The sequence below is a fragment of the Mesorhizobium sp. L103C105A0 genome (assembly GCF_000502215.1).
Taxonomy (GTDB): domain Bacteria; phylum Pseudomonadota; class Alphaproteobacteria; order Rhizobiales; family Rhizobiaceae; genus Mesorhizobium.
Window position 1 is genome coordinate 176392 of sequence record NZ_AYXF01000005.1, and the last position, 12336, is coordinate 188727.

The window sequence follows — 12336 nt, forward strand, 5'->3', positions numbered from 1 at the left end:
GCACGCCTGCAGGATTACGATCGGATCGTTTGGATCTTTCAAAGAGTTGACCGGCACCGTCGCAGCAGCGACGGCGCCCAGGCGCTTAGTTCGTCGCCGGAGCGCGCTTCTTTTTCTTGCCGGACTTCTTGTCCGCCGCCGCCGGCGCGGTGTCGTCATAGCCGGCATAGACAGTGTAATCCCGGGCGGAGGGTTCGGGCACGACGACGTTGGGATCGGTGAACACGAACTGGGTGGCGGTCGAGGGATCGCTGACCTGGATCTGATAGGGGTGGATCTGCGAATAAAGTACGTCGGGGCCGTGCATGACGGCAATGCGGATCGGCATGGTGATGGTGCCGGGGGCGAACAGCGGTCCCGGCACGATCTTGCCGGCAACCCCAACCTTCATCGTCAACTGGCCGTTGGCACGGCTGCAATCGCGGCTCACATCGCTGATCGAGGCCTGGTAGATGATCTTGGCCGGATCCTTGTTCGGATCGACGATGGAGCCGTCAGGCGCCGTCTGCGCGGCGGCAGCGGCCTCGGCATCCTGTGCCGCATCAGCCTTTTTCTTTCTCGGCTGCGGCGCGCCCTTGGCGTAGGTATTGAAGTAGGCGGTGCCATCGCGCACCGTCACTTTCGGGCAGTAGGCCTGCAACTGGCTGGCGAGAACCTTGGGATCCTGCGGCGGTATTGGCGCATTCGGGTCGGTCTTCTTGCCGAAACCGAGATTGAGGATGCCATTGTCGCTCGATTGGCAACCGGCGGCGGCAAGCATAAAGCCGGTGAGCGCCAGACCCGCGACAAAGCGACGGTTGAACTTGTGAAACGCCATGAAACTGCACTTCCCTCTCGCAAAGTTGGTGACGTATAGCAACGCCACGGCAAAAATGCGACTGAGCCGGCTCGGAAAATTAACCAATTGCCGTGGATGAACCGGCGGCAGCAATGGACCTTGACGATGCGCTATGTGAGTACCCGCGGGGATGCACCCGTGCTTGGATTTGCCGACGCGGTGCTGGCGGGGCTGGCCCGCGACGGCGGGCTTTATGTGCCGCAGACATGGCCGCAGTTTTCGGCAGCCGAGATCCGCGCCATGCGCGGCCTGCCCTATGCGGACCTCGCCATCCGCGTGCTGACGCCGTTCCTCGGCGGCGAGATCGCCGCACCCGTCTTCGAGCGCCTGGTGCGAGAAGCCTATGCCACCTTCCGCCACCAGGCCGTCTGCCCGCTGGTGCAGACCGGCGCCAACACGTTCATCCTTGAACTCTTCCACGGTCCGACGCTGGCCTTCAAAGACGTTGCCATGCAGCTGCTTGCCCGGCTGATGGACCATGTACTGACTGAGCGCGGCCAGCGCGCAACCATCGTCGGCGCGACCTCGGGTGACACCGGCGGCGCCGCCATCGATGCCTTCGCCGGCCGCGACCGAACTGACATTTTCGTGATGTTTCCGCATGGCCGCGTCTCGCCGGTGCAGCAGCGGCAGATGACGACATCGACGGCCACCAACGTCCAGGCGCTGGCCATCGAAGGCAATTTCGACGATTGCCAGGGCCTGCTGAAGGATATGTTCAACGATCATCGTTTTCGTGATCGCGTGTCGCTATCGGGCGTCAATTCGATCAACTGGGCCCGCATCATGGCCCAGATCGTCTATTATTTTTCCTCGGCGCTTTCGCTCGGCGCGCCGGACAGGCCGGTCTCCTTTACCGTGCCGACCGGCAATTTCGGCGATATTTTCGCCGGTTACGCCGCCAAGAAGATGGGCCTGCCGATCGAGCGGCTGATCGTCGCCACCAACGACAACGACATATTGGCGCGCACTTTCGCGACCGGTGAATACCGCACCAAGGGTGTGTTTGCGACGACGTCGCCATCGATGGACATCCAGGTATCGTCGAACTTCGAGCGACTGCTGTTCGAGGCCTGCGACCGTAACGCAGAGACGGTGCGGCGTTACATGGCCGGCCTCAAGCAATCCGGCGCCTTCACCATCGAAACCGCAGAAATCGACCGGGTGCGGTCCGAATTCGACGCCGGACGCGCTGATATGGACGAGGTTGCCGCCACCATCCGTTCAACGCTCGAATCCAGCAATTATCTGCTCGATCCGCACACGGCCGCGGCCGTGCATGTCGCCGCCGGCAAGGCTGACGGTGCAGTGCCGATGGTGGTGCTGGGCACGGCGCACCCGGCCAAGTTCCCGGCCGCGGTCGAAGCCGCCTGCGGCGTGTCGCCGGCCCTGCCCGCATGCCTGGGGTCCTTGATGTCAGCCGACGAAAAGTACACGGTACTTCCATCCGACCTGAAAATGGTGGAAGATTACGTGAGCCGCCACTCAAGGGCAGCGCGTTAGGGAGTACTTGCCATATGGGTGTTGAGGTAAGCCGTCTGTCGAACGGCCTGACAGTCGCCACCGAAACCCTTCCAAGCCTCGAATCCGTTGCCCTTGGCGCCTGGGTCAAGTCCGGCGCCCGCAATGAGCGTGACGACGAGCACGGAATGGCCCATCTGCTCGAGCATATGGCCTTCAAGGGTACGAAAAGGCGGACGGCCTTCGAGATCGCCTCGGAAATCGAGGATGTCGGCGGCGAGATCAATGCCGCCACATCAGTCGAGACGACGTCCTATTACGCCAGGGTGCTGTCCGACGATGTGCCGCTGGCGGTGGATATCCTTGCCGATATCCTGCAGGAGTCCGAATTCGACCCAGAGGAACTGGAGCGCGAGCAGCATGTGATCCTGCAGGAGATCGGCGCCGCGCACGACACGCCCGACGACATCGTCTTCGACCGTTTCACCGAGACCGCCTTCCGCCACCAGACGATCGGCCGCTCGATCCTCGGCACGCCGGAAACCGTCAAATCCTTCACCTCCAAACAGCTGCATGATTTCATCGAGCGCCAATATGGCGCCGAGAAGATGGTGATCGTGGCGGCAGGCGACATTAAGCACGACAATTTCGTGCGCGAGGTCGAAAAGCAGCTCGGCGGTTTCCGCAGCAAGTCCGACAGCACGATGCCGCAATATGCGCAGTATGTCGGCGGCGATTTCCGCGAGGATCGCGACCTGATGGACGCGCAGATCGTGCTCGGCTTCGAAGGCCGAGCCTATCATGTGCGCGATTTCTACGCTTCGCAGGTGCTGTCGATGATCCTCGGCGGCGGCATGTCGTCCCGGCTGTTCCAGGAGGTCCGCGAAAAGCGTGGCCTGTGCTATTCGGTCTATGCCTTCCACTGGGGTTTTTCCGATACCGGCATCTTCGGCGTTCATGCCGCGACCGGGCAGAGCGACATTGCCGAACTGGTGCCGGTCATTATCGACGAGCTGCAGAAGGCCGGCGAGAATATCCTTCAGGAAGAGCTCGACCGCGCCCGCGCGCAATATCGCGCCGGCCTGATCATGTCGGCTGAAAGCCCGGCCAGCCGCGCCTCGCAGATCGCCAGGCAGCTGCTTCTGTTCGGTCGGCCGATCGCCAAGGAGGAATTGATGGAACGGCTGTCGGCGCTGACCGTCGAGCGGCTGACCGACCTTTCGTCCCGGCTGTTTTCGACCAAGCCGACGCTGACCGCGGTTGGACCGGTGGGTACGCTCGCGCCCTATGAGGCGATTCTCGATTCGCTTGCGGGCACGCACACCACGGCCCGCAAGCTCGCCGTCTAAGCCTTCAAGCGCCGGTGTTCGCGCTCCCTTTCTTTCGCCGTGACCTGCCGGCACTGAAAGGCGACCGGGTCATGCTGCGCGTGCCCTACACCAACGACTATCGCGAATGGTCAGCGGTGCGCGGCGAAAGCCGTGCCTTCCTCGAACCGTGGGAGCCGCGCTGGACGCCCGATGAACTCGACCGCACCGCCTGGCGGCTGCGCATCGGCCGCTACCGCGAAGACTATGCGCAGGGGACAGCCATCGCCTTCTTCATCTTCGAGAAGGCGAGCGGCAAGCTTGCCGGCGGCATTACGCTCGGCAATATCCGCCACGGCGTCTCGCAAAGCGGCCATGTCGGGTACTGGATCGGGGAGCGGTTTGGCGGCCGCGGCCTGATGACCGACGCGGTCAAGGTGGTCTGCCGCTTCGCCTTCGATACGCTGAGGTTGCACCGGATCGAAGCTGCCTGTATTCCCGACAATGTCCGGTCGATCCGCGTGCTTGAAAAAGCCGGATTCCGGCGCGAAGGACTTCTGCGATCCTACCTCAGGATCAACGGCATCTGGCAGGACCACTACCTCTACGCCCGGATCGCGGACGATCCGCCGGGCGCTGGAACGAAGGACTGATTTTTGACGAATTTCCTGCGAAACGGGTCGCTGTTGGCCTTTGTTCTGGCGGTTGTCGTCACGCTTTGCGCGGCGCTCCCGGCCTTCGCCGTCGAACCGATCAAGATTGCCCGCGACGATGTCGCGCTCGACCTGTCGCGCGCCGTCCAGATCTACGTCAATCAGGGCGAAAACTTCCAGGTGTCGACCGCGCCCGGTCCCGACGGCATCGTCCGGCGCATCGAGGTCGAGGCCAATGACGCGCGCTCGAGCGGCGACTGGGCGGTGTTCGCGCTCGCCAACACCACCGACCAGCAGCTCGACCGGCTGATCGTGGCGCCGCATTTCCGGCTGGTGAATTCCGGCATCTTCTGGCCCGATCTCGGCGCCACCCGCATCGCCGCGATCACCCCCAGCGAGGGCTTCGCGCTCGACCGCCAGTCAAGCTCCGACGCCGACGTGTTCCGGGTGACGCTGAACCCGGGAACGGTGATCACCTTCATCGCCGAACTCGCCTCGCCGAAGCTGCCGCAGGTCTATCTATGGGAGCCGGAAGCCTACAAGGACTCGGTCAATTCCTATACGCTGTTCCGCGGCATCGTCATCGGCATCGCCGGGCTGCTGGCGCTCTTCCTGACCATCCTTTTCGTCGTCAAGGGAACCTCGATGTTTCCGGCGACAGCCGCACTTGCGTGGGCGGTACTTGCCTATATCTGCGTCGATTTCGGCTTTCTAAACAAGATCATAGAGATATCGCCCGGGAACGAGCAGATGTGGCGGGCGGGAACGGAGGTGGCGCTTGCGGCGACCTTCGTGGTGTTCCTGTTCGCCTATCTCAACCTCAACCGGTGGCACGGCCATTTCAGCTATGGCGCGCTGGTCTGGATCCTCGGTCTGGTGCTGATTGCGGGTGTGGCCATCATCGATCCGGCCGTCGCCGCCGGTATTGCCCGGCTGTCCTTTGCCGCCACCGCGCTGACCGGGCTCGGCCTCATCATCCTGCTCGGTCTTCGTGGTTACGACCGTGCGATCATGCTGGTGCCCAGTTGGGTGATGGTGCTGCTATGGCTGTGCGGGTCGTGGATGGCGATCACCGGCATGCTCGACAACGACATCGCCCAGCCGGCATTGGGCGGCGGGCTGATCCTGATCATCCTTTTGATCGGCTTCACCGTCATGCAGCATGCCTTTGCCGGCGGCGCGCTGCATCAGGGCCTGTTCTCCGATCTTGAGCGCCAGGCGCTGGCCGTCGCCGGCTCCGGCGACACGGTGTGGGACTGGGACGTGCTGCGCGACCGCGTCGTCACCAAGCCCGACGTCAGCATCCAGCTTGGCCTGGCGCCCAACAGCCTGGGGGGTGCGGCCCGCAACTGGCTGCCGGTGCTGCATGCCGACGACCGCGACACGTTCCGCACCACCCTCGACGTGGTGCTCGAACATCGGCGCGGCCGGGTCTCGCAGAATTTCCGCCTGCGCGGCGCCGACGGGCACTACCACTGGTTCTTGCTTCGGGCGCGGCCGGTGATCGGCTCGGATGGCGAAGTGATTCGCTGCGTCGGCACCATGGTCGACGTTACCGAGCAGAAAAAGTCCGAGGAAAGGCTGCTGCACGATGCCGTTCACGACAATCTGACCGGCCTGCCCAACCGCGAACTTCTGATGAACCGGCTGGAAGCCATCATCTCGATCGCGCGCACCGAAGAGAAGGTGCGCCCCACCGTCTTCGTCATCGACATCGACCGTTTCAAGCAGGTCAATGACGGGCTTGGCATCTCGGCCGGCGACACCATCCTGCTCACCATTGCGCGCCGCTTGCACCGGCTGTTGAAACCTAAGGATTCGCTGTCGCGCTTTGCCGGTGACCAGTTCGCCCTGATGCTGCTCTCCGAACAGGAACCCTCCCGCATCGCGGCGGTGGCAGACGCCATCAAGCACGCCATCAACAACCCGATCACCTTCGCCAAGCGCGAGATCGTGCTGACTGCCTCGATCGGCCTGATCACCTGGACCTCGGCGCAGACTTCGGCAGAAGACATGGTCAAGGACGCCGAGCTTGCCATGCACCAGGCCAAGCGCTTCGGCGGCGACAGGATCGAGCCGTTCCGGCCGGCCTTCCGCACCGTCGGCACCGACCGGCTGCAATTCGAATCCGATCTGCGCCGCGCCATCGAGCGGCGCGAATTCACCCTTGCCTACCAGCCGATCGTGCGGCTGGAGGACGGCAGCATTGCCGGCTTCGAAGCGCTGCTGCGTTGGGACCATCCGCGCCGCGGCATGATCCCGCCGGGCGATTTCATCCCGGTCGCCGAAAGCTGTGGCCTGATCGTGCAGCTTGGGCTGTTTGCCATGCAGCAGGCGGCCGAAGACCTCGCCGGCTGGCAAAAGCAGATCGGCGACACCCCGCTGTCGGTGTCGGTCAATCTGTCCAGCCGCCAGCTGATCCGCCGCGACCTGGTCAGCGATGTCCGCTCGGTCATCGCCCGCGCCAATCTGAAGCCGCGCTGCTTCCGGCTCGAACTTACCGAATCGCTGGTCATGGACAATCCAGAGCAGACCTCGCATGTGCTGACCAAACTCAAGCAGCTCGGCATCGGCCTGTCGCTGGACGATTTCGGCACCGGCTATTCCTCGCTCGCCTATCTGACCCGCTTCCCCTTCGACACCATCAAGATCGACAAGAGCTTCGTCGACGACGCGACGCCGAAGCGGGCGGTGCTGCTCAAATCCATGGTCAACATGGCGCATGAACTCGGCCTGTCGGTGGTGGCCGAGGGCATTTCCGACGAAAGCGATGCGCTGGAATTGCGCCAGATGGGCTGCGAATATGTGCAAAGCTTCATGTTCGGCGCGCCGATGCCAGGCGACCAGGTGCTGAAGGCGTTGAAAGAACAGTACCCGATGACGCAGGCGTGATGGGTGAGGCATGCGTCGTGCAGGCGCGTGGTTACATTGGAATGAACCCCGAAAATTAGCTGAAGCGACCGCGCCTTCGTCATCCTAGGGCGAAGCAAGGAGCGCAGCGACGCGGCGCAGACCCTAGGATGACGAAAGTGGCGGGCGGCTTCGGCTAGTCGCGAAGGTTCGGCGGAACGTCGGCGAAGGCGAGGCTTCAGGCGTGCCCCGCGGCCAGGCTCAAATGCGCCAGATCAATCCCGATCGATGCCAGGATGCGGTCGTACTTCCGCTCGATGTCGGCTTCGAACAGCAGCTCCGGCGTGGCCGGACAGGTCAGCCAGCCATTCTCGGCGATCTCGGTTTCCAGCTGGCCGGCGCCCCAGCCGGAATAGCCGAGCGCCATCAAAGCGCGCCGCGGGCCGCGGCCGGACGAGATGGCGCGCAATATGTCGACCGTCGCGGTCAGGCAGATATCGTCGGAGACGGTGAGCGAGGATTCCACCCGGTAGTCGCCCGAGTGAAGGACGAAGCCGCGGCTGCGGTCCACCGGGCCGCCATTGCGCACCACGAAGTCGCGGGCCTGCGCAGGCAGCCTGATCGCCTCCTGTTCGTTCATGATGCCGAGCTGCACCAGAAGATCGGGAAACAGCATCTGTTGCGTCTGGTTGATGATCAGGCCCATGGCGCCTTCATCGCTGTGCGCACAGATGTAGATGACCGAGCGCGTGAAGCGATCGTCCTTCATGCCGGGCATGGCAATCAGAAACTGGTCGTCAAGAAAGCCGCGTCCACCGGCTGTCTTTTTGTGGCGCAACAAGTCCATGGACTGGAGCGTAACGCGTTTCCGGGACGCCGAAAAGATGCGCCGCGTGCGATTCGGCCAAAGCCCAACGGTTGGAACAACGGAATCTTGACTGCGAACTTCACTCGGCCGATTGCTTGAAGCCAACTGTTCCTTGCCCGAAGGTCACGCAAATATGATACGCAGAGCGCCATGAAAACATTGCGCGGCCATGAACTGACGATCAAATCAACGCCATGCAAAGCTTGAAAATCCTGCTGCTCGGTATTGCTATCGGATGCGGAGCAGTCCTGCCCGCCGCCGCCTCCTCGTCGGAATGGTACAACAGCGAAGGCGGCAAGGTGCGGCTGGTGACAACAGGCAAGGCCGACGAGGCCGGTCGCATACAGGGCGTGCTCGACATCGCGCTCAAGCCCGGCTGGAAAACTTATTGGCGCGATCCGGGCGACGCCGGCGTGCCGCCGCAGATCGACGTTTCGGCCAGCACCAACATCACCGATGCGGCGTTTTCCTTCCCGCCGCCGCAGCGCCATGACGACGGCTACGGCAAATGGGCCGGCTACAACCATCCGGTCTCGCTGCCGGTGACATTCACTTTGTCGTCGCCTGGGGATGCGGCCGTCATCGATGCCGACATCTTTCTCGGCATCTGCGAGACGATCTGTATTCCGGTGCAGACGCGGCTGAGCGTCGATCCCGCCGCCGATCCCGACAATGCCGAGGATGCGGCGCTGGTGAAGGCTGCACTCGCCACCTTGCCCGCGCCTGCCAAGCCCGATTTCGGGATCAAGGTGCTGCCGGGCGACCATGAGACGCTGATGGTCGAGGCGACTTTTCCCGGAGATCCGGAGGCGGCGGATTTATTCGTCGCCGGGGGACGCGATTATATGTTCGGGGCGCCTGCACGCAGCGAAAAGGACGGCCGGCTGGTATTTACCATTCCGATCCTCGACCGGCCGTCGACGACACCGACCGATGGCGGGTTGTATTACACCCTGACAAGTGCCGAAGGCGCGGTCGAGGGCGTTCTGCCGTTCCCCTGATACCGAACCCGATCAGGGCTTTCCCTTGATCCAGGCCTTGTCGGCGGTTGCGGGAGATGCCCGATTTCGCTATCGCAAGAAACCTTCCCTGCTTTTCACACGAGGACCATCATGACGATTGCCGTTGGCGACAAACTGCCCGATGCGACCTTCAAGGAAATGACCGCCGACGGCGCCAAGGTGATCACCTCGGCCGAGATTTTCGCGGGCAAGAAGGTCGTGCTGTTCGGCGTTCCAGGCGCCTTCACGCCGACCTGCAGCAACAATCATCTGCCGGGCTATCTCGAGAACCACGATGCCATCCTGGCCCGCGGCGTCGACACCATCGCCGTCGTCTCCGTCAACGATGTCCATGTCATGGGCGCCTGGGCCAATTTCACCGGCGGTCAAGGCAAGATCCTCTATCTCGCCGACGGCAATGGCGACTTCGCCAGGTCGATCGGCCTCGACTCCGACTATTCCAGCGGCGGCATGGGATTGCGCTCGAAGCGCTTCTCGATGATCGTCGACAACGGCAAGGTCACGGCGCTCAATGTCGAGACCAAGCCAGGAGTCGACACATCGGGTGCCGCTCACATTCTGAGCCAGCTCTAAACCGCGGCGGCCGCGTCGGCTCATGAGCGCCATGGCCTGACGACGACGCGCTTCCAGCCGGATTGCCTGCTTTGGGGGACATCGACGATGNATCGACGATGTTTGACATCATCTGGCGCAGCGTTGCGATCGGCATCGGCGCCACGGTGCTGATGGATCTTTGGGCGCTGTTCCTGCATCTGGCGCTCAGCCAGCCGCGGCCGAACTGGGGGCCGCCCGGCCGCTGGGTCTGGCACCTTAGGGAAGGCAAGGTTTTCCACGACGATATCGCCCATGCCGCACCCTATGCGCATGAGCAGGCGCTGGGCTGGGCCTTCCATTATGTCACCGGCATCGTCTACGGCTTCATCCTGGTGGCGCTGGCGGGCACGGCATGGCTGGACGCGCCGACCTTCCTGCCGGCCTTCATCCTCGGCATGGTCACCATCGGCGCCGGCTGGTTCCTGCTGGCGCCCGGCATGGGCGCCGGCTGGGCTGCGTCAAAGCGCCCCAACGCGATGCAGATCCGCGCCTTCAACGTGATCTCGCACACGGTGTTCGCGCTCGGCCTCTACGGCACGGCCCTGCTGATCCGCTGAGGACAGGTTCTATCCGCTGGTCGCCAGCGGCTTCATCGCGGCTACGGTATCGATGATCTCCTGACATCCGCTTTAGCGCGGCGCCAGACTGTCTATCGGCCGCCATCCGTGGACGACGCGGCGCGTGCCGACATCATAGGCGAAGTAATTGCCGCCGCCGGCCGGCTGATCCGCCGCGCGGCTGATTGCGCGGCCGCTGAGCGAGAGCAGCAAGAGCGTTCCGACGCCGCCATGGCCGACGAAGGCAATGTCGCCGCCGTCGGCAGCACCCAGCACCGTTTCGACCTCGCTGACAATGCGTTGCTGGGCGTCGATGGCCCGTTCCCAGCCGCGGATGCTTTTGTGCGGGTCGGCGAAGAACTGGTCGGCGACCACCTCGAACTCCGGCGGCGGCAGGAAGCCGGTTGCCGACCGATCGTTCTCATGCATGCGCTCCCTCACCTCGACCGCGAGGCCGAGGTGTTTGCCAAGGATCTCGGCGGTTTCGATCGCCTTGCGCTCGGCCGACGAGACGACACGGCGAATCGACCCGACCCATGGCTGATCGAGCATGGCTGATGCTGTCGCTCGTCCGATCTCGGACAGCCCCCAGTGCGGCACGGGAACGTTGGCATCGATCTGAACCTGGGGATGGGTGATGTAGTATACGATCGGCATGAGTGAGGTCTCCTGCCGATAGCTTGAGCTCAATAGCTCTGGGTCGAGCGCCGTGCCCGCGGCGCCGGCTGCTTCTCGGATGCCGCCGGCTTCAGCGCCACTTTCGGCGCCGCAGGTTTGGCTGAGCCCCTCTTGAACGGCGCCATGCCTTCCCTTGCGAGTTCGTCGGCGCGTTCGTTCTCGGTGTGGCCGGCATGGCCCTTGACCCAGTTCCAGGTCACGTTGTGGCGCCGATTGGCCTCATCCAGCGCCTGCCACAGTTCACCGTTCTTGACCGGCTTCTTGTCGGCGGTCTTCCAGCCGTTTTTCTTCCAGCCGTGGATCCATTTGGAGATACCGTCCATGACATATTTGCTGTCGGTGTGAAGCTCGACGGCGCACGGCTCCTTCAGCGCATTCAGCGCCGAGATGGCGGCCAGCAGTTCCATACGGTTATTGGTCGTCTCGGCCTCGCCGCCCGACAATTCCTTGGTCTTGCCGTTGAAGCGCAGGATGGCGCCCCAGCCGCCGGGACCGGGATTGCCCGAGCAGGCACCGTCGGTGAAGATTTCGACCTGCTTGGTCATGTCAGTCCGTATTCCGAAGGCGACTTGATCGCGCGGTGGAAGCGCATGCGGCGGATATATTCGGTCGGATCGCGCTTCATGACCAGCCCGCCGTCGGGAACGGTCAGCCAGTCATAGAGCCGGGTCAGCATAAAGCGCAGCGCCGAGCCACGCGAAAGCATCGGCAGCGCTGCTTTCTCGCCCTCGCTCAAAGGCCGCACGCTCTGATAGCCGGCCAGCAGCGCCGTGCCTTTGGTCAGGTTGAAGGAGAAATCCTTCTCGAAACACCAGGCGTTGAGACAGGTGGCGACGTCATAGGCGTAGAGGTCGTGGCAGGCGAAATAGAAGTCGATGAGGCCGGACAGTTTCTCGCCGAGGAAGAAGACATTGTCGGGAAACAGATCGGCATGGATGATGCCTGCCGGCAGGCCCTGCGGCCAATGGCGTTCGAAATCCGCGAAATCCGCGTCGACCTCGGCCGCCAGTCCCGGCTCGACCTCGTCGGCTCGGTCGCGCGAGGCATTCCAGAGTTTGCGCCAGCCCTCGATGGCCAGTGCGTTGTTACGCGTCATCGCAAAATCCTGCCCGGCCAAATGCAGTGCGGCGAGGGACTTGCCGACCTCCGCGCAATGCGCCGCTGTCGGCCGCCGCAGCGACAGGCCTTCGAGGAAGGTGATGATGACCGCGGGACGGCCGGCCAGCGTGCCGATGACGGTGCCGTCATGCGCGGTCACCGGCAGCGGACAGGAAATGCCTTTGCGGGCGAGATGGCCCATCAGGCCGAGGAAGAACGGCAGGTCGGCCTTGTCGACGCGCTTCTCGTAGAGCGTCAGTATGTAAGAGCCGCTTGAGGTGTGCAGCAGGAAATTCGAATTCTCCGTGCCTTCGGCGATACCCTTGTAGGACAAGAGTTCGCCGACCGGATATGCCCTCAGGAACGCGCCGAGTTCGCCTTCATTGACGTCGGTGTAGACCGCCATGGGC

General features: G+C 63.3%; 12 protein-coding genes. 7 read left to right on the forward strand and 5 right to left on the reverse strand.

The features are described 5' to 3' along the window. Positions 1-85 precede the first annotated feature (85 nt). Entirely contained in the window at positions 86-817 is a 732-nt protein-coding gene (locus X727_RS148270) for a hypothetical protein (protein ID WP_023668400.1), read from the reverse strand. Between the two features lie 126 nt (positions 818-943). Here X727_RS148270 and thrC point away from each other — a divergent pair, with 126 nt between their 5' ends. Genes thrC through X727_RS148250 form a run of 4 tightly spaced genes read left to right on the forward strand, consistent with a single transcriptional unit; the run spans position 944 to position 7151 of the window. Continuing rightward, positions 944-2341: a threonine synthase gene (thrC, locus tag X727_RS148265; RefSeq protein ID WP_023834465.1), complete on the forward strand. Its 1398-nt coding sequence runs from the start codon at positions 944-946 to the stop codon at positions 2339-2341. Positions 2342-2355: 14 nt separating this feature from the next. After that, positions 2356-3648: a pitrilysin family protein gene (locus X727_RS148260; protein WP_023668402.1), complete on the forward strand. Its 1293-nt coding sequence runs from the start codon at positions 2356-2358 to the stop codon at positions 3646-3648. 14 nt (positions 3649-3662) lie between these two features. Beyond that, on the forward strand, positions 3663-4259 hold the full coding sequence (locus X727_RS148255; RefSeq protein WP_023668403.1) for a GNAT family protein: 597 nt from the start codon (positions 3663-3665) through the stop codon (positions 4257-4259). A 3-nt stretch (positions 4260-4262) separates the two neighbouring features. Next, positions 4263-7151, forward strand: coding sequence for an EAL domain-containing protein (locus X727_RS148250; protein WP_023706671.1), 2889 nt, complete (start codon positions 4263-4265; stop codon positions 7149-7151). 196 nt (positions 7152-7347) lie between these two features. Here the strand turns inward: X727_RS148250 and X727_RS148245 are convergent, their stop codons facing one another. Further along, entirely contained in the window at positions 7348-7956 is a 609-nt protein-coding gene (locus X727_RS148245) for a YqgE/AlgH family protein (RefSeq protein WP_023834466.1), read from the reverse strand. Positions 7957-8171: 215 nt separating this feature from the next. Between X727_RS148245 and X727_RS148240 the strand changes: the two genes are divergently transcribed. The 3 genes from X727_RS148240 to X727_RS148230 all read left to right on the forward strand — a co-directional run bounded on the left by X727_RS148240 (position 8172) and on the right by X727_RS148230 (position 10150). After that, on the forward strand, positions 8172-8978 hold the full coding sequence (locus X727_RS148240) for a protein-disulfide reductase DsbD domain-containing protein (RefSeq protein WP_023706670.1): 807 nt from the start codon (positions 8172-8174) through the stop codon (positions 8976-8978). A 111-nt stretch (positions 8979-9089) separates the two neighbouring features. Then, complete coding sequence (locus X727_RS148235) at positions 9090-9572, forward strand: peroxiredoxin (protein ID WP_023698522.1); 483 nt, start codon at positions 9090-9092, stop codon at positions 9570-9572. A 98-nt stretch (positions 9573-9670) separates the two neighbouring features. Next, positions 9671-10150, forward strand: coding sequence for a DUF2938 domain-containing protein (locus tag X727_RS148230; RefSeq protein ID WP_023732091.1), 480 nt, complete (start codon positions 9671-9673; stop codon positions 10148-10150). Between the two features lie 72 nt (positions 10151-10222). Here X727_RS148230 and X727_RS148225 read toward each other — a convergent pair whose 3' ends face one another. The 3 genes from X727_RS148225 to X727_RS148215 are packed head-to-tail and all read right to left on the reverse strand — an operon-like array spanning position 10223 to position 12332. Next, the gene (locus X727_RS148225; RefSeq protein ID WP_023827463.1) at positions 10223-10807 is read right to left on the reverse strand and encodes a histidine phosphatase family protein; all 585 of its coding nucleotides are present in this window, start codon (positions 10805-10807) and stop codon (positions 10223-10225) included. A gap of 29 nt (positions 10808-10836) precedes the next feature. Further along, on the reverse strand, positions 10837-11373 hold the full coding sequence (gene rnhA / locus X727_RS148220; RefSeq protein ID WP_023830284.1) for a ribonuclease HI: 537 nt from the start codon (positions 11371-11373) through the stop codon (positions 10837-10839). Further along, a complete protein-coding gene (locus X727_RS148215; protein WP_023827465.1) occupies positions 11370-12332 on the reverse strand; it encodes a homoserine kinase in 963 nt (320 codons plus the stop codon). The genes rnhA and X727_RS148215 overlap by 4 nt, the downstream gene beginning before the upstream one ends. Positions 12333-12336: the final 4 nt, after the last annotated feature.